Source organism: Mycobacterium sp. IS-1496 (assembly GCF_001499995.1).
Lineage (GTDB): Bacteria > Actinomycetota > Actinomycetes > Mycobacteriales > Mycobacteriaceae > Mycobacterium.
Genome location: NZ_LQIU01000003.1, coordinates 76,505 through 96,330, shown reverse-complemented (window position 1 = coordinate 96,330; position 19,826 = coordinate 76,505). Strand labels below are relative to the sequence as shown.

Annotated in this window: 4 protein-coding genes; all 4 read right to left on the bottom strand. The window is 66.6% G+C overall.

Annotated elements, in window-relative coordinates; genetic code table 11:
• Positions 1-10 precede the first annotated feature (10 nt).
• From AU195_RS03030 to AU195_RS03015, 4 genes are read right to left on the bottom strand one after another with little or no spacing between them, the layout of a single operon-like run.
• Complete coding sequence (locus AU195_RS03030) at positions 11-4,429, bottom strand: type I polyketide synthase (RefSeq protein WP_059157585.1); 4,419 nt, start codon at positions 4,427-4,429, stop codon at positions 11-13.
• Complete coding sequence (locus tag AU195_RS03025; RefSeq protein WP_059157584.1) at positions 4,426-9,825, bottom strand: type I polyketide synthase; 5,400 nt, start codon at positions 9,823-9,825, stop codon at positions 4,426-4,428. Before AU195_RS03025 ends, AU195_RS03030 begins: the two co-directional genes overlap by 4 nt.
• Entirely contained in the window at positions 9,822-16,298 is a 6,477-nt protein-coding gene (locus tag AU195_RS03020; protein WP_059157583.1) for a type I polyketide synthase, read from the bottom strand. Before AU195_RS03020 ends, AU195_RS03025 begins: the two co-directional genes overlap by 4 nt.
• 5 nt (positions 16,299-16,303) lie before the next feature.
• Complete coding sequence (locus tag AU195_RS03015) at positions 16,304-19,822, bottom strand: type I polyketide synthase (RefSeq protein WP_059157582.1); 3,519 nt, start codon at positions 19,820-19,822, stop codon at positions 16,304-16,306.
• Positions 19,823-19,826 lie beyond the last annotated feature (4 nt).

The window sequence follows — 19,826 nt, the reverse complement described above, 5'->3', positions numbered from 1 at the left end:
GTTACTCGATTCATTCCGCCGAAAGGTCAACTAGGGAGAGCTCGAGAGCGGAACCGCTGTCATCGGAATCCGCCCCCGCTGAGGAGGTCGCGTCTGCAATCAACTCGCCGAGCGATTGCGGAAAGTCCTCGACCATCGCCTCGACGACTTCCCGCTCGAGTCGCCGACGGTCGTACCACCAGTCGCAGTGGAGTCCGCCCCCGGTGCGATATGCCCGCATCTCGATCGCATGACCGAGGCCCGGAGACTTGTCCCGCACGGACATGGCGGCGTCGAGGTCGAACTGCACCGGAGCCTCACCAGCCGGTACATCGGGGATCACACCCTCGTGGCGCAGGTGGATGTCGGGCACAGGAACAGCGCTGAGCACACGGGAGGAGGGGGCGTAGAGGTAGCGCAGCAACGCGAACCCGATGCCGTGGTGCGGCACTTCCATCAACGTTCTGTGGACGTTCTGCAAGTTCTCAACTGCACCAACCGTTTCGCGCCCAGCACAGACCAGTGACACGGGATAGACCGTCGAGAAGCCGCCGACGGTTCGACGCGGATCGACGTCGGGCTTCAGTACCGACCGGCCGTCCCCGTCGACATCGACGGCCACCACGCCCTCGCCGATCGTGCGGGCGATTGTCCGGCTGAGGGCACCGAGGAGAACTTCTTCGACCGTGTACTGATATCGCACACGCACGCGGTCGACCTCGTCGGTCAGGTCAGCGCTCAGCGCCAACGGCAGTCGCGTGAGGTCGCCGACTCCGGGTGGTTCCACCACTTGATCGTCCGCGAGGTGCATGGTGGTTCTGGTGGCGTTGTCGATCCAGTAGTCCCGGGTGTCCACCACTGCGGGATGTGTCGCCAGCGCCACACAACGCTGAGACCATTCCCGCCAGGTGCTTGTAGCGGCCGGCAGCGCGATCTCTTGACCAGCCAGTCGTTGGGCGAAAGCCGTGAAGACGTCGGTGAGCAGGATTTCGCGAGACGAGGCATCGGCGACCAATTCGAGAACGCTGATCGCGAGGTATCGCGACGTGCCCTGTTCATCGGCGACCAGGATCGCGCGCAACGGTGAGCTCGACAGGTCGCACCTGCGGATGTCGTCAACGAGGATGTCCAGTACGGCTTCCCGTTCCTGGGCGGTTCCGGGAGTCAACTCGTCGCCGAGTGAGCGCACCGGCAGTTCGACGGTGTCCGAGGTGGGAATGACCCGCTGTTCCCAACTGCCTGAACGGTTCACGAATCGCGTTCGGAGAGCGTCGTGATGATTGGTGACGGCGGTGATGACGGCCTGGGCGTCGGCCACCGATACGTCGGCGGACAGACCCAGTATGAGCGGTACCCGCCATTGACCGGTCTCCCGCAGCCCACTTTCCAGGCACGACAGCAGAGTGGGCGGAACGGGTAGATCGATGTCCTCGTCAGCCGCTGCTTCCGTAAGCCCACCCGCGGAGTACCGGGCGACGAGCGTCGCCGCGAGCGTCGACACGCTGCGGTTCTCGTAGAGATCCTGCGGAGTGAGGTCGAGCCCCTGGCTGGTGGCACTCATCGCGACCCCGACCGCGAACAGTGAGTCACCGCCGATCTCGAAGAAGTCGTCCGTACGGCCGACCGAGCTGACACCCAGACAGTCGCACCAGATGCGTTGCAGGGTGCGCTCGATGTCCTCCTGCGCGTTCTTGCCGCCGCCGGCCTGCCCCGTCGCGCGAGCCGCCGAGGCATTCTCCGACCCTGGAACGGCCTCCACCCAATCGGTCTTCTTCGGGTCGATCCAATGTCGTTCCCGCGCAAAAGGATACCCGGGAAGCGTGACCCGCCGCGGCGGTTGGCCTGACAACCGTGACCAGTCGACCTCCACTCCGGCGGCCCACAACTGTCCGAGCCCCATGAGGAACGTGTCCTTATCGTTCTTGTTCTGCACCTGATGTCGCATCAACCTCACGGCACGATGCCCGTTCGACCACTTCGGATGCCGAACCGCCGATCCGGTCAGCGTGCCACCCGGACCCACCTCGACCACCACGCTGTGCGGATTGTCGAGTATGCGGTCAATCTCGTCAGCGAATCTGACCGTGCTGCGGATCTGTTTCGCCCACGTGCCGGGGTCGGTCGCCTCATCGTCGGTCATCCACGACCCCGTGACGTTCGACAGCAAAGGCGTATGCGGAGCGCGGAGCTCGAGGCTCGACATGAACTCCGCGAACTGTGGGATCACCGGGTCCATCAACGCAGAATGGAATGCGTGTGACGTGCGTACGCGCCTTGCCAGGATTCCCTGCCGGCGCAACTGGTTCTGCAGCGACTGAATGTCCTGTTGCGAGCCGGCGATCACGCAATTCTCGGGATCATTCAGCACCGCCAGGTCGAGACCCGGCGAAAGATGGTCGGCGATGGCCTGCTCGCTGATCGCGACCGCGATCATCGCACCAGGCGGTGCTGCATGCATCAACCGCGATCGCACGGCGACCGCCCGGATTGCGGTGTCGAGGTCGAACACGCCCGCCAACGTCGCGGCCGCGTACTCACCGATGCTGTGTCCGGCATATGCAGCCGCGCGCACTCCGTAGTGTTCGAGCAACTTCCCGAGTGCGAACTCGACCGCGAAGAGCGCCGGTTGCGTTCGGTCGGTACGCTCGAGATCGACTGCGCCACTGCCGAACAATTCTTCGCGTAGATCGAATCCGAGGTCTGCGAGGAAGCCTGCGGAGCATCTGTCGAAGTATTCGGCGAACACCGGTTCCGTCGTGTAGAGCCCTTGAGCCATCCCCTGATGCTGCGCACCCTGCCCAGGGAAGAGCAGCACCACCCGGTCGGTCGCCGCCGCTGCACCCTCCACCGCTGCACCGACGAACATGTTGTCGTGTTCGGGTGCCCGCAGGACCGCCACGGCGTCCTCCGCGTCATGCACGACCACGGCCATCCGGATGTCGTGTTTCCTGCGGCCGTCGAGGGTGAATGCGACGTCCGACAGCTCCGGGGCGTCCGGACGTGAGAGCTCCGCAGCCAAGGCGGAACGGAAGTCGGTCAGGGCGTTCTCGGTACGCGCTGAGACCCGGAGAACCTGCGGTGCAACATGGTTCGCCCGCTTCGGCAGAACGGGCGGTTCTTCGACGACGAGGTGGACGTTCGTTCCGCCTACCCCGAAGGAACTCACACCGGCGCGCAGGACCCCGTCCCAGTCCCACGCGCCGGGGCTGCTCTGAACGAAGAAGGGGCCGTCATCGAGGTTCAGAGCTGGGTTCGGACTGGTGAAATGCAAGGTGGGCGGGAGGGCGCGGTTCTTCAGGCACAAGATCGTCTTGATCAGCCCCGCTATACCCGAGGCCTCCCCGAGGTGGCCGATGTTCGACTTGACGGATCCGAGCGCGCACGGCCCGGGACGCGTGGCTTCCGAAACGCTGAATGCCCTGCGCAGGCCGGCTATCTCGATCGGATCTCCGAGCGGCGTCGCGGTGCCGTGTGTCTCGACGTAGCTGATCGTGGAGGAATCGACCTCGGCAACCGCGTGCGCCTCGGCGATCACGTCCGCTTGAGCGGCACCGTTCGGTGCCGCGTAGGTCATCTTCATCGACCCGTCGTTGTTGATCGCCGAACCTCGGATCACCGCGTGGATGCGGTCGCCGTCCTCGATCGCCGTCCGGAGCGGTTTGAGCACCACTATCCCGCAGCCGCTGGAGAAGACAGTGCCATCGGCTCGGACATCGAAGGGCCGACAGTGTCCGTCGGCCGACACCATGGATCCCGGCTCGTGCCAGTACCCGGCATAGTGCGGGACGCGAATCGAAACGCCGCCGGCGAGAGCCACATCGGACTCTCCACTCAACAAGCTCTGGCATGCCATGTGAACGGCGACCAGCGACGAGGAACACGCCGACTGGACTGTGACACTCGGCCCCCGCAGATTGAACTGATGCGACACCCTCGTCGCCAGGTAGTCCTTGTCGTTCCACAACGACATGTTGATGAGATCGAACGAGGCACCCTGTCCCATGATCTGATTCGGGTCGTGATGGGACAGAAGATTGTGCAGCATGTAGATGCTGGCGCCGCTGGTGCCGTAGACGCCTATCGCCCCGTCGAATCCGGCCGGATCGCAGCCGGCGTCCTCCAGGGCGTGCCATGCACATTGCAGGAAGACCCTCTGTTGCGGGTCCATCATGCGAGCCGTTTGAGGAGGGAAGCCGAAGAATTCAGGGTCGAATTCGTCGAATCCGTCCAACAGCGCCGCCCGTCGCACGTACGACGCACTCCCCAAGGCCTTCTCACCGATTCCCGCCGCGGCCAGCCGGTCCTCGGACAATGTCACGATCGATTCGTCGCCACGCATGAGGTTGTCCCAGAAGGCCGACAGCGTGGTGGCGCCGGGCAGCTTGGCCGCCATCCCCACCACCGCGATCGCGTTGGGCGGCAGAGAATCGAGGTCCATGGACGGGTTCATGCGCGTTGTCCTCTCTTCCGCCGCGACGCGGCATGTTGTCGTGCGGCGGCGCGCTGAGTGGCCCTGTCGCGGACTGCGTCGACGGCCGGACCGTCGTGCCCGGCGAATCCGAGCTGTCGCAGCAGATCGGCCGTCACATCGTCCAGGGACGCGCCCTGCAACAGCAGCGCAACCGGCGGTTCGACGCCGAAGTCCGCCTGTGCAGCGCGCCGTATGCGCACCGCCATGAGCGAGTCCATGCCCATGGTGATCAACGGCGCAGAGACGTCGAGAGCGGACTCGTCGGCGTATCCCATGATCGCCGCCACCCGCGAACGGACACGCTCGGCGGCGACCCGTTGGGCTTCGTCAGGGCCGAGCTCGCGAAGCGCGTCCGGACCCGCCCACTTGTCTCCGGCGTCGGAGACGTTCAATTCGTCGATCAGGCGCGAGAAGTAGCCGAGTTCGAGGATCTCGGGGAATGCCGTGAGTGCGCGGTCAGTACGAAGGCGCGCCAGACCGGTGTTGGCACGGCCCGTCGCCAGCAGCGCCTCCAGCGCTTCGATTCCCTCGCTCGGCGTGATCGGATCCACTGCACTGTTGGCCAAAGACCGAGCCATTCCCACGTCGGACCAGGGTCCCCAGTTGACCGCCGTTGCGGGGTGGCCGGCTGCTCGGCGCCACGTGACGAAGGCATCCACCCACGCGTTGGCGGTCGCGTACGCCGCCTGTCCGGGCGAACCCAGCATGGCCGACGTGGAGGAGAAAGCGAGCCACCAGTCGAGTTGGTGCCCAACGGTCGCCTGATGCAGCCGCAAGGCACCGGCGGCCTTGGCCGACCACACGCGCTCCAGGCTCTCACGTGTCATCGTCACCAGGAGGCTGTCGTCCAGCACGCCGGCCAGATGAGCGACACCGCACAGTTCGCGGCCCGTCGCTTCGGCGGCGGCGACGAGTTGTTCGGCGATATGCAGGTCGGTGACATCCCCTCGCAGCACGACGATCTCGGCTTTGCTCTGCAGCCCGGCGATGACGTCAAGCCGTTCGTCCGATGGCTCGCTGCGCGAATTGAGCACGACGCGTCCGGCGCCGCGATCCACCAACCATCGTGCGATGACAAGACCCAGGCCACCGAGTCCGCCGGTGACGATGTAGGCGCCGCCCTGGCGGACAACGGTTTTCTTCTGCGGGGATTCGAGAGCGGTCCGGGCCAGACGTTCCACGAATCTGTGTCCATCGCGCCAGCCGATGACGTCGTCCTTGGCCGTCGCGCGCAACTCAGCGCTCAGGACTGATGCCGCGTCCTCCGCGCCGAGATCCACCAGTGTCGCGCGCAACTCGGGATGCTCGTAGGCGAGGACCCGGATGAGGCCTCTCAATGAACCGATCCCCGGATCGTCATGCCCGTGCTCGCCGGCGGCGAGGCCTCCGGGCGCCATCAGCCACAGCCGCGGACTGCGGCCGTGCCAACCCGCCATCATCGTGCGGATCGTGGTCGAGATGGACCAAATCGAGTTGCGGGCATGATGAAGGGCGGCCTCCGGATCGGCCTCGTCCGGAGGTCGGCACTCGAGGAAGACGACCACGCCCGCCGGTGGGTGCTCCGGATCAGATGCCGCCTCAGCGAATGCGCCGTGCAGTGCGGATTCATCCGCGAGGTCGGCGGTGACCACTTTCTGAGACCGGGTGGACCACGCGGTCACGAACTCATCGAGCTTCGTGCGTCCGTCGACACCGTCGCTGAGGGCCAGCCAGGTTCCGGCGGGGGTCTCGGGTGCCGCATCTATCGTCACCGGGCACTCGCTCCAGACGGTCTCCAAGGTCTTTTGCGACACCGACATCGGTATCGCCGCGCGCTCGACCCGCCGGAGGCGCACATCGGTGATCTCGGCGGTCGTCTCGCCGGTCTCGTCGGTCAGAGTGATCTTGCCGATCCGTGTTGCTCCCCCGTCATCGAGTCCCCCTATCTCCGAACGGCATCGAGCGCGACGGCCGATTTCGCGGAACAGGCGCAACGTTCCGATCGATTCCGCAATGTAGGTCTCGGTCCCGGAATCCGGCCCGACTCCGTCCGGCATCGCCACCAGAAGGCTCTGCAGAGCCGCGTCCAGAAGGGCGGGATGGATCACGCGACCCGGGTAGTCCGGTGCTTCATCCGGGACGTCGAGCTGCGCTTCCGACACTCCCCGACCGAGCCGCACGATCCGACTCAGCCCGGCGAACGCGGGACCGAGTCGACGGCTCGCATAGAACTCGGCCGGCGACAGAGCAGTTCCCAGTGATTCCAGCGGTATCGGGCTGTGGCGGTCCGGCATCTGATCGCTCGATCGCTTCTCGACGTTCGCCACCACGTGTCTACGCCAACTTCCGCTGGCGGAACGCGAGTGGACCTCGACCCTGATCCGGTTTTCGGTGAGCACCGCCGACTGCGTGGTGATCGTGGTGTGCTCCTCGATCGGCAACATCTGCTCGACGGTGAATTGATCGAGGCGCATTGTGTCGGCCGGCTGCCCGAACGCTTCGGTGGCGGCTGCGAGAACCGTTTCTGCGAATCCCGCCGCAGGCATGAGGCTTTGGTCGTGAATCCTGTGGTCCGCGAGCCACGGTACGACGGCAGAGCCGATGTCGGCCTGCCAGACATGGCCGTCACCTGTCGGTATCGCGATGTGCGTGCCCAACAGCGGGTGACAGTCCCCGGAGACTGAAGAGGTGGCGCGATCCGGAATCCAGTAACGCGTGTGCTGCCACGGCGTTGTCGGTATGTCGACGAGGCGACGGGGCTCGTTCCCCGCAGGGACGACTCCCAGTCCCGCGAGTTGCGAGTGGAAGTACAGTGCTTGATCCTCACCCCGGCTCATCGTCGAGATCACCACGGGGCGTCGGGATGACTCGCTGTGCTCGACGGTTTCAGTGATGGCGTACGCCAGCGTCGGATGCGGACTCACTTCGACGAATGGCAGGCGCTTGTCCATTGCGGTGGCGACGGCCTGGCTCAACCGAACCGGCTGGCGCACGTTCGCCACCCAGTACTCGGCGTCCAGCACCGGCTGGGTCGTGTCCTGCACGGTGGAGATGAACGGGATGACGGGGGCGTCCGGAGTCAGATCGGCAAGCGCCTCGCGAAGTTCGGGCAGGATGGGATCCATCAGCGCGTTGTGCGAAGCGACCTGCATGTTCACCCGCTTGGCGAATCGGCCCCGGTTCTGTACGACGGCGATGAGCGCGTCGATGTCTCCCGGCGGGCCGGCGATCACCGTCTGCCGGGGTGAGGAGAACACGGCCAGACTCACCTGTGGGCGGTCGGCGATCAGCGCCGCCGTGGCGTCGGCATCCATCTCCAGCAGAGCCACCGCGCCCTGGCCGGCCAGCCGCGACATCAACTGCGACCTGATCGCGATGACCCGCAAACCCTGGTCCACTGTCAACGCACCGGCCACCACCGCGGCGGTGATCTCCCCCATCGAATGGCCGAGCACGGCACGGGGAGTCACACCGTACGATCGCCAGAGTTCGGTGAGTGCCAATTGGAGACCCATGACGACCGGCTGCACCCGAGCGTCACCGTCCACTGGCTCGCCGCCGGCGAGCACGTCCTGCAGTGAAAAGCCCACTCTGGCAAGGAACGTCGGCTCCAGCGCGGATACCGCTGCGGCGAACGCCGGCTCGTCGGCGAGTAGTTGTCTCCCCATACCGGCCCACTGCGAGCCTTGGCCCGAGTACACGAACACCGCGCCGGAACCGCTGATCGCGTCAGCCGGGCCGCGGACTCCCTCCGCCGGACGTCCGGCCGCCAACGCCTTCAACCCGGCGACCGCCTGACTGCGGTCACGGGCGGAGACCGAGGCGAGTTTGGAGTGCCGCGCTCGATGGTGGTTCAGCGTCTGCGCCACATCCGCGAGCGGGACCGACGCGCCTTCACCGGATATCCAGTCGGCCAGCGCACCGGCCGTCGCGCCGATTCTCGCGGGTGACTTACCCGACAAGACCAGGGTGGTCACCGGCGGATCCGCAACCGTTGCGGCCGGTGCGGCGACCGGCGCCTGCTCGACCACCACATGCGCATTGGTGCCTGCCAGACCGAATGACGACACCGCGGCCCGCCGCAGCGCGCCGTCGTCTGGCCATGTCCCCAACTCGGTCGGGAAGACGAATCGTGTGGCCGAGGCATCGATCGACGGATTCAGTCTGGTGAAGTGCAGGTTGGGCGGTATCTGACCACGCTGCACCGTCAGAACGGACTTGATGAAACCCGCGACGCCCGCAGCCGCCTCCAGGTGGCCCAGGTTCGTCTTGACGGCTCCCAGTGCACAAGGAACCTTCCCCACCCCGTAAGTGGCTGCCAGCGCTTCGAATTCGATCGGGTCCCCGAGGATGGTTCCGGTGCCGTGCGCCTCCACATAATTCACGGATGCCGCTTCGACGCCGCCCGACCGCAACGCGTCGTTGATGACGTCACGTTGCGCCAACGCGTTCGGTGCCGTGATTCCGTTCGACCGGCCGTCCTGGTTGACCGCCGAACCGCGTACCACGGCGAGCACCCGGTTGCCGTCCCGAACCGCGTCACTGAGCCGTTTGAGAACGACCACCCCGCAACCCTCGCCGCGCACGAAGCCGTCGGCGCGCGCGTCGAAGGTCTTGCATCGCCCCTCCGGCGACAGCGCCGACCACTTCGACAGTGCGATGCTGGTGAACGGCGAGAGATTGAGTTGCGAACCGCCGGCGAGCACCAGGTCGCTCTCCCCCAGCCGCAGGCTCTGGCACGCCAGGTGGATCGCCACCAGTGACGACGAGCACGCGGTGTCGACCGCGACCGCAGGGCCACGCAGGCCCATGAGATACGACAGGCGGCCGACCGCGGTGCTGTGCGGAATCCCGGTGCTCAAATAGGCGTCGATCTGCGCGTGCCGCTCGATGTTGACGATGGCGTAGTCCCACGTGGACAGACCGACCATGACGCCGGTACGGGTACCGCTGAGGGAGTCCGGGCGAATACCCGAGTGTTCGAGTGCTTCCCAGGCAACCTCCAGGAGCAGTCGCTGCTGCGGGTCCATCGCTTCGGCTTCGCGCGGCGCGATCCCGAAGAAGTCGGCGTCGAACCCCGCCGCATCGGAGACGAACCCACCCCACCGCGTCGTCATACGACCCGGCGCAGCCGGATCCGGGTCGTAGTACGTGTCGACGTCCCAGCGGTCGGCAGGCACCTCGGTAATCGCGTCCACCCCGTTGGCGAGCAGTCGCCACAGGCTTTCCGGATCGGTGACGCCGCCTGGGAACCTGCAGCCGATGCCCACGACGGCGATCGGCTCGACAGCGCCTGCATCGGCCGGCAACGCGGTGCCCGCCCGGACGAGCTCCTGCATCAGCAGCTCGCGCGCCTTCGGTGACAGCTGAGATGCGAGCGCGGCCAGATTCGTCATGACTCGCCGGCTCCCATCGTCACCTCGGACTCGCTCGCCGCGACGAGATCAGCCAGCAACCGCAGATCGTCGTCCGCCAGTGCCGGTTCGGGGTCGGGCATTTCCGGCGCCTGGTCGAAGCCCATGCGCTCACACAGGGCACCGGCGAGATCCGAGATGGTCGGATACGCCCAGACGAGAGCCGCGGGCAGCGTGATGCCGAGGCCGGACTCGAGCCTGTTACGAAGCTCCAGAGCCATCAGCGAGTCGAGGCCCAAGGACGTCATCGCCTCGCTGTGGTCGATCGGATCGGTGGACCGCAGAACCGCGCGGATCTCGTCGGCAATCGTCGCCGCGACGCGCGCAGGACGTTCGCTGTCCGGAAGAGCGGCGAGTTCTGCCTGGTATTTGCCGTTACCGCGTCGTTCCACCGTGCTCGCATCCCGCAGTTCACTGAAGAGTGAGGAGTGAGCGGCAGCGGGGAACGATTGGAACCACTGCCGGGCATCGAGCCCGAACACCCCTGTGGTGGCCCGGTCGGCGGCGAGCGCCCTTTCCATCGCCTCCATGCCCGTCTCCGGCGTGATCATCGAGAAGCCGAGATTGGCGAATGACTGGCCCCGGCCGACCTCCGCCCAGGGACCCCAGTTGATTGCCACGGCGGGGAGACCGCGGGAACGCCGATACGCTACGAGGCCGTCGAGCCAGGCGTTCGCCGCCGCGTAAGCCCCCTGTCCCGGCGAACCGAGAAGCGAAGCGGCGGAGGAGAACACCAACCACCAATCCAGATCGAGGTGGGCAGTCGCCGTGTGTAGTCGCCAGGCGCCCGCCACCTTCGGGTGGAACACCCGCGCGGCCGCCGACTCCGACATGTTGAGGACGATCTGGTCCTCGAGAACGGTCGCGCTGTGCAGAACACCGCGTAGCGCGAACCCGGCATCGTGGACGGCGCCGACGAGGCGCTCAGCCGTGCCTGGTGTGGCGACGTCCCCCGTGACGACCTCGATCCGCACACCTTTGTCCGCGAGTTCCGCTATCGCGGCGGCGGTGTCCGCGTCGGGACCCGAACGACCGTTGACCACCACGATTCCCGCTCCTTGCTCGGCGAGCCATCGCGCGGCGACGAAACCGACACCGCCCATGCCACCGACAACGATGTAGCCGCCATCAGACGTGACCACCGGCTGTGGCGGCGCAGGGGCAATGGCCCGGATTCCACCGTCGCTTGGGATCGAGACCAAGATCTTGCCGATGTGACCGCCCGACGCCATGAGCCGAAAGGCGTCGATCACGTGGTCGAAGTCGAACTCGGTCGCCGGCAGGGGCTCCAGGTCGCCTGACGCACCCCGCGCCAGGATGTCCTCGAGCATTCTGCGGTGGCGTCTCGGGTGCAGACGCAGGTTGAGGTCCAAGTCGACGACCGAGAAGGATGCGCTCTTGGCGAGCGCCGCAAGCCCCAGTGACGCATCGGCATAGACATCCTTCTTGCCGAGCTCCACGAATCGGCCCCCCGGTGCGAGGATCTGCACACCGCGGGTGATGGCTTCGCCCGCCAGGGAATTCAATATGACATCGACGCCGGCACCATCGGTGACGTCGAGAATCTCATCGGCGAAGGCGACACTGCGCGAATCGCCGACGTACTCGGCGCCCAACGTGGTGAGCAACTCCCGTTTGGCATCCGTTCCGGCCGTCGCGTAGACCCGCGCTCCCACCATCTTCGCGATCGCGACCGCGGCCAGCCCCACACCGCCCGTGGCGGAGTGGATCAGCACCCGTTCACCCGCGGACAACCGACCGACCTCGAGCAGCGAGTACCACGCGGTCAGGTAGGCGACGCCGAACGTCGCGGCATCGCTGTCGCTCAACTCGTCGGGCACGGGGACGACCAGGTCTTCCACCGTCGTCACATGGGAGCCCAGCGTCCCGGGTGCGACCGCGATGACGCGTTGACCGATCCGCACAGATTCGACGGCGTCACCGACAGCGGTGATCACCCCCACGCACTCGCCACCGATGACGGGCGCCTGCCCGTTGAGCCCTGGGTACAAGCCCATCGTCTTGAGGACGTCGGAGAAGTTGAGTGCCGAGACGGAGACGCGAATCTCGACCTGGCCCGGCGAGGGCGTAACGCGTCTAGCGGCATGTACCTTCAGTCCGTCCAGACGTCCGACATGGTCGAGCTGCAGACGGAAGGCATCCGGTCCGCCGACGCTGATGAGCGTGTGGCGTTGCTCGGGCGCGAGCCCGCCGCCGACGGTGGTGGGTGCAGGCACCAATCGGCGGACGTAGCGCCGTCCGTCGCGCAGCGCGACCTCATCGTGCTCTCCGCCACCCATCAATTCATCTACGAGCGCGGCAGCGGATCCCGCGCCCATCGGGTCGACGTCGACGGTTGTGGCATTCAGTTCAGGGTGTTCGAACGTCAGTACTCGGGCGAGCCCGCGAAGGCCCGCCTGCGCCAAAGTCACGTGATCATCAGGTTGGAGCTGCTGCGCGCCGCGGGTGACGATCCACAACCGCGGACTGTTCCTGGCGCCGAGCCGGGAGAGGATCTTCACGATTTCCGCGGCCTGCACCGTGCGCATCTGTGCTGTATCGAGTTGCCTCTGGTCGGGCATCGAATCGTCGACGACCTGATCCGGATACACCAGAACAATGTGGTCCCAGCTTCGATCACCGCGTGTGATCGCGGATCGGAGTTGCTCGTGATCATGCGGCGACAACTGTTCGAGCACGTCGGCTCTGGCCGCGAGTGCGGACGTCACCGTGGTCAGCATCTCGTCGGCTTCACATGGCTCGGCCAGCAGCAACACCGCCCCGCCGGCGTGCGACTCGGACCCGTCGAGGGCGGTCGGGCGCCACTCCAGCGCGAACAGCTTGCCCGCGAGTTGGTCGCCGCTGCCCGGAGCCCGCAGCACCATCATCTCGACGTGACCGATTTCCAACAGCGGTCGACCGTCCGCGTCGGTCAGTACCACGTGACCGGCGAGACGATCAGGGCGATCGGTGGGAGTCAGCGACCCGACCGCGTACGCACCTTCGGTCACGTCGCCCAATGACCGGATGTCCTCGAACCTGACCGGCAGGACCACCGCGCGCTCTTCGCCACTATCGGCGAGGTCAGTGGCGGTTCTCGTCGCGCCCAGAACCTGCACGGCGATGTCCATCATCACCGGATGGAGCAGCAGCATCCCAGAACCACGCCTGGCCGCGGACGGCAAGTGCACCCGCGCACGGGCCTCACCTGACTGGCTCACCGACAGGCCGGTGATGCCTCGGAATGCCGGGCCGTGCTGCTGACCGGCGGCGCGCAAACGCTGGTACAGCTCCTCGGGATCCAGATCCGTGGCCGACGGCTCGGCAATCGGCAGCAGGCATTTGGCGGCGGGTGAAGCCACTCGCCGCGCGACGGCGACGGCATGGGTGGTCCACGTTGATTCCGATGTCTTGGAACGGATTTCGACGCGAGCATTCGACGAATCTCCGGTCAGCGTCGTCGCGACGACCGTGCCCTCCGTGACCGGCATGACCTGCTCGAGGGACAGCTCACCGATCGTCCAGCATTCACCGTCAGCCGTTCCCAGCGCCTCCGTCGCCGCGGCGAGGGTCATCTCGGCGTAGACGGCGCCCGGTAAGACGCAGACCTCGTCGATGACATGATCGCCCAGCCACATCATCTCCGAACTGAGCCGGTTCTCCCACACCCGCCTTCCGGTCACCGGATCGGTGACCCCGATCCCCAGAAGCGGGTGGACGCCGGCGCGGTCGCGCCCGGTAGTGGGAGTGATCCAGTGACGGGTGTGGTGCCACGGTGTGTGGGGTAGCTCGGGGTGAGGTTCCGGTAGATGGGTGGACTGCGGCGCGGACACGGTGTGGGTGGCGTTCAGGTTCGTGTGGAAGGTGACCGTGTCGTCGGCGTTACGCCAGAGGGTTCCGATGCTGTGGTGATGGTCATCGGTGAGGGTTTCGGTGATGGCGTGCGTCAACATCGGATGCGCGCTGATCTCCACGAAGGTGGTGTGGTTCGCCGCAGCAGCGCGAATAGCGTGGCTCAGACGCACGGGCTGGCGGATGTTGGCCGCCCAGTAGTCAGCGTCGAGCATCGGCGTGGTGTCGGGACCCGAGACGGTGGAGATGAATCGGATGTTCGGCGCGTGTGGCGTCAGATCGGCCAGGGCGCGACGAAATTCGGGCAGTATCGGATCCATCAGCGCGTTGTGCGAGGCCACCTCCATGTTGACCCGCTTGGCGAACCGCTGCTGCCCGGCGACCTGCGCTATGAGCGTGTCGACCTGAGCGGGCGGCCCGGCGATCACCGTCTGACGCGGTGACGAGTACACCGCGAGGCTCACCTCGGGATGGTCGGCGATCAACGCCGCGGTGGCTTCGGGGTCGAGTTCCACCATCGCGACGGCGCCTTGGCCGGCCAGTCGAGACATCAGTTGTGAACGCCTCGCGATCACCCGCAGTCCCTCGGCCACCGTGAGCGCTCCCGCGACCACCGCGGCGGTGATCTCGCCCATAGAGTGACCGATCACCGCGTCCGGCGTGACACCGTAGGACCGCCACAACTCGGTCAACGCCAGTTGCAGACCCATGATCACCGGCTGTACCCGGGCATCTCCGCTGACCGCCTGCCCTTCCGCGAGTACGTCCCGGAGCGAGAACCCCACCTGCTCAACGAAAATCGGCTCGAGTTCCGCAACGGCCGCGGCGAAGGCCGCCTCGTCTGTCAGCAGCTGCCGGCCCATGCCGGCCCACTGTGAACCCTGTCCCGAGTACACGAAGACCGTGCCGGTGCCACACGGCCCCTCGTGGGGAGGCACCACCCCGGTGGCGGGGTGACCGGCGGCCAGCGCCTGCAACCCGGTGACGGCCGTGGAAGTGTCTCGGGCACAGACGGTGGCGAACTTCTGATGGCGTGTGCGGTGGTGGTCGAGGGTGTGTGCCACATCGGCCAAACTGACGCCCGCCGCGGCCTCCGAAGTCATCCACTGCGCAAGCGCGGTCGCCGTGGAGGCGATGCGCTGGGCCGACTTACCCGAGAGCACCAGGGTGCTCACGGCGGGGTCCGCTTCCCGGGCTTCAGGCGTGGTCGAAGGCGCTTCCTCGATTACCACGTGCGCGTTGGTGCCGCTGACACCGAAGGAGGACACGCCGGCGCGGCGTGCGCGGGTGACTGTGGGCCATTCGACGCCTTCGGTGGCGATGGCGAACTGAGACGCGCCGGGCCCGGCGTGTGGGGTCAACTGCTCGAAATTCAGGTGCTTGGGGATGAACCCGTGGCGCACGCTGAGCACGGTCTTGATGAAGCCCGCGATCCCTGCACCGGACTCCAGATGGCCCATATTCGTCTTCACCGAACCGAGGACCAGCGGCGCAGAATCCTGCCGATCCCCGAAAACACTGCTCAGCGCGTCGAGTTCGATCGGGTCACCGAGTGCGGTTCCGGTCCCGTGGGCTTCGATGTAGTCGATGTCGGCGGGAGTGAGGCGGGACGCGGCCAAGGCTTGGCGCAGCAGCGCCTGCTGGGCGGGGCCGTTGGGCACCGTCTGCCCGCTGCTGGCACCGTCCTGATTCACCGCCGACCCACGCACCAGCGCCAGCACCCGGTCCCCGTCCCGCAACGCGTCTTCCAGACGCTTGAGCACCACCACACCGGCGCCTTCGCTGCGCACATAGCCGTCGGCGCCTGCGTCGAACGTCTTGCATTGACCATCCGGCGCCAACATGCCCCACCGTGACAGCGCGATGTTGGCTTCCGGCTTGAGCATCAGATTCACACCGGCCGCCAGCGCGGTGTCGCTCTCCCGGCGGCGCAGGCTCTGACACGCCAGGTGCACCGACACCAACGACGACGAACACGCCGTGTCCACCACCACCGCCGGACCCCGCACCCCCAGGAAGTACGACAATCTGCCCGCCGCGAAATTGAGTGCGTTCCCGAACGGCACGTAGGCGTCGTACTCCTCCGCGCGCAGCTTGTCGGACAGGGTCAGCATGTAGTCGTAACCGGTCATGCCGACAAAGACGGAGGTCTGCGTACCCCGAAGTGTGTGTGCGGGGATGCCGGCGTGCTCGAGAGCCTCCCAGGCAACTTCGAGCAGCAGGCGCTGCTGAGGATCCATCGCCGCAGCCTCTCGCGGCGAGATCCCGAAGAACTCCGCGTCGAACTGATCGGGCTGCCATGACGTCAAGAATCCGCCGGAGACCGTACAGATCGTGCCGGGCACACTGTTGTCCTCGCAGAAGAAGGCTTCGGCATCCCAGCGATCGGCCGGCACACGGACGATGCCGCTGCGGCCTTCTCGCAGGAACTGCCAATACTGGTCGGGGTTGTCGACGCCACCGGGTAGCCGGCATCCCATACCCACCACGGCAATCGGCTCAACCTCGCCCCGTTCGGCGATCGCCAACCGCTGCGTCAGATCGTCGATCTTGTGGAGTGCTTCGGTGATGATCGCACGGCGATCCGACGTCGCAGCAGCCATGAAACTCAACTCACCTTCTCGGGCAGGGGCACCTCTGCGAGGTCCCGGAGAGAATCGACGTCCGTCTCAGCCAGCACGACCAGGTGGTCGGCGAGGGTGGCGACGGTCGGATTGTCGAAGAGGACAGGTGACGGGATCTCCTCGCCGAGTGTGGCGAGCAGCGCGCGTTGCAGCACCACACTCATCATCGAATCCATTCCGAGATCGAAGAAATCCGCCTCAGGGTCAAGCACTTCGGGCGACGGCAGTCCCATGACCGCCGCGATGAGAACACTGACGTGCCGGCGAAGCATGGCCCTCCGCCCGTCAGTCGGAAGCGTGCGCCACACGTCCTTGATGTCACCGCTCGGCACGGACTCGCCGTCACCCCGGTCGTCACTCGCGTTGTCCGCGACATCGAGTGCGACGAAACCGCCCCACATCCCGGGGTGCTCGTCGGCGAACGAGTGGGCCAGCCCCCACAGGATCGCTCGCGCCGGGGCCAGCTCCTCGCGGTCCGGCACCGAGAGGAACAGGAGCGGAGAGCCGGCCGCGGCGACCAGTGCTGCGGTAAGCAGCCGGAATTCGTCGATGAGTCGATAGCCGCACTCGGTGTCGAAACCATTCGCCGACAAGTCGGGCATCCACAGGACATTGCGCGCCTGTGCCAGGGCGCTCGACCCTTCGTCGGCGAGAGCTTGAGGCGGAACGACCGTCACATCGCCGGCGATCGTTTCGGTGATGCTCGATCCATGCCGGGTGTCCGCGACGAGCAGCCATGGCGCGCTCGTGTCGATCGTCACCGATTCATGTGTGGTCCACGGTCCGGCCGCCTTCACCCTGATCCAATGGTGGGTGTGGTGCCACGGCGTGGGGGGCAACAGGGGGTGAGGTTCGGGCGGGTGTGGGGTGACCGGCGGCCGAGCGGCGTGGGTGGTGTTGAGGTTGGTGTGGAAGGTGTGGGTGTCGTCGGTGTCGCGGGCGAGCGTGCCGACCACGTGGTGATGCCCCTCGGCGAGGCTGTCGCAGATGGCACGAGTCAGCACCGGGTGCGGGCTGATCTCGACGAAGGTGGTGTGCCCGTGGGCGCCCGCCGCGGACACCGCCTGGTGCAACCGCACCGGCCGGCGAACGTTGGCGACCCAATAGTCCGCGTTCAGCAGCGGCGCCGTGGTGGCGTCGACGGTGGAGAAGAACGGGGTGACCGGCGTCTGCGGCGCGAGATCGGCCAGCGTGTCGCGTAGTTCGCCGAGAATGGGGTCCATCAGCGCGGTGTGCGAGGCGACCTCCATGTTCACCCGGCGCGCAATTGCGCCCGCCGCCGTCGCCGCCTCGATTATCGCGTCCACCTGTGCGGGCGGACCGGCGATCACGGTCTGCTCCGGCGCGAGGTGACCGGCGATGCTGACGTCGTCGAAATCGGCGATCAGGGCCTCGGCGGCCTCCGCGTCCAGGGTCAGGAGCGCGACTGCGCCCTGGCCGGCCAGCCGCGACATCAGCCGGGACCGCACCGCGATCACGCGAAGCCCCTCGGCCGGGCTCAAAGCGCCGGCGACCACCGCCGCGGTCACCTCACCCATCGAATGACCGATCACCGCATCCGGGGTAACCCCATAGGACCGCCACAACTCGCTCAACGCCAACTGCAACCCCATGATCACCGGCTGCACCCGCGCATCACCCGCAACGGCCTCACCGTCGGCAAGCACCTGCTGCAACGAAAAACCCACCTGCTCAACGAACACCGGCTCGAGCTCGGCCACCGCTGCCGCGAACGCCGGCTCGTCGGCCAACAACCGCCGACCCATCCCCGCCCACTGCGAACCCTGCCCGGAAAACACGAACACCGTCCCCGAACCACACGGACCCTCATGAGGTCTCACCAGTCCGGATGCGTTATGCCCAACCGACAGAGCCCGCAGCGCCGTCACCGCCTGGGCGCGGTCGCGCGCACAGACCGTCGCGAATTTGGCATGCCGGGCACGGTGATGGTTGAGCGTGTGCGCCACATCGGCCAGCGCCACCCCGGCCCCGGCACCGGTCATCCACTCCGCCAACGCCCCTGCCGTGGCGGCGATGCGCTCCTCGGATTTCCCCGACACCACCAGGGTGCACACCGCCGGATCCGGTTCCCACCGGGCGGGTTCCGGTGCGGGGGCCTGCTCAATGATGATGTGCGCGTTTGTGCCGCTTACGCCGAACGACGACACGCCCGCCCGGCGGGCACGGGCCACCGCCGGCCACTCCATCCCGTCGGCCGCAATCGTGAACTGCGCGGCGGATGGCCCCGCGTGAGGCGTCAAGCACTCGAAATTCAGGTGTTTGGGAATGTAGCCGTACCGCACGCTGAGCACGGTCTTGATGAATCCCGCTATGCCGGCGCCTGATTCGAGGTGTCCGAGGTTGGTCTTCACCGAACCCAGCACCAGAGGTGCTGCGTTACCACGCTCGCCGAACACCGCGCTGAGCGCATCCAATTCGATCGGATCACCGAGTGCGGTACCCGTGCCGTGAGCCTCGATGTAGTCGATGTCGGCCGCTGTCAGCCGGGACGACGCGAGCGCCTGACGCAAGAGTGCTTGTTGCGCGGGCCCGTTGGGGACCGTCTGCCCGCTACTGGCACCGTCCTGATTGACCGCCGACCCCCGCACCACAGCGAGTATCCGATCGCCATCCGCCTGCGCATCGCCGAGACGCTTGAGCACGACCACACCGCAACCCTCGCTGCGCACATAGCCGTCGGCACCGGCGTCGAACGTCTTGCACTGACCGTCCGGCGCCAACATCCCCCATCGTGAGCATGCGATGCTGTTCTCGGGGCTCAACATGAGGTTGACACCGGCGGCCAGCGCGGTGTCACTCTCCCGGCGACGCAAGCTCTGACACGCCAGGTGCACCGACACCAACGACGACGAACACGCCGTGTCCACCACCACCGCCGGACCACGCACCCCCAGGAAGTAGGAGAGCCGCCCCGCTGCGAAATTCGCCGCATTCCCGAACGGCACGTACGGGTCGATGTCCTCGCGCCGCAGCTTCCCGGCGAAGAGCAGCGAGTAGTCGTTCGTGGTGAGTCCGACGAAGACGGCGGTCTGGGTTCCGCGCAGATTCTGGGCCGGAATTCCGGCGTGCTCCAGCGCCTCCCAGGACACCTCCATCAGCAACCGCTGCTGCGGATCCATCGCCGCGGCCTCCCGCGGCGAGATCCCGAAGAACTCCGCATCGAACTCGTCGGGCTGCCATGACGTCAGAAACCCGCCCTCACGCGTGCAGATTGTCCCCGGCACAGCGCTGTCGGCACTGTAGAGCTCATCGGCATCCCAACGCTCCGACGGCACACGGACGATTCCGGAGCGACCATCCTGCAGCAGCTGCCAGTATCCATCGGGATCGGAGACCCCACCGGGCAGCCGGCACCCCATGCCGACCACCGCGATCGGTTCTGTGTCCCCCTGCTCGGCCACGGCCAGCCGCGCGGACAGCTCATCGATCTTGCGTAATGCCTCCGTGATGATCGCACGGCGATCCGACGAACCAGCTGCCATCAGA

Bases quoted from the DNA above. Each gene is read 5' to 3' on its own strand.
- AU195_RS03030 (WP_059157585.1), bottom strand. From the start codon at position 4,429: ATGAACCCGTCCATGGACCTCGATTCTCTGCCGCCCAACGCGATCGCG.
- AU195_RS03025 (WP_059157584.1), bottom strand. From the start codon at position 9,825: ATGACGAATCTGGCCGCGCTCGCATCTCAGCTGTCACCGAAGGCGCGC.
- AU195_RS03020 (WP_059157583.1), bottom strand. From the start codon at position 16,298: ATGGCTGCTGCGACGTCGGATCGCCGTGCGATCATCACCGAAGCACTC.
- AU195_RS03015 (WP_059157582.1), bottom strand. From the start codon at position 19,822: ATGGCAGCTGGTTCGTCGGATCGCCGTGCGATCATCACGGAGGCATTA.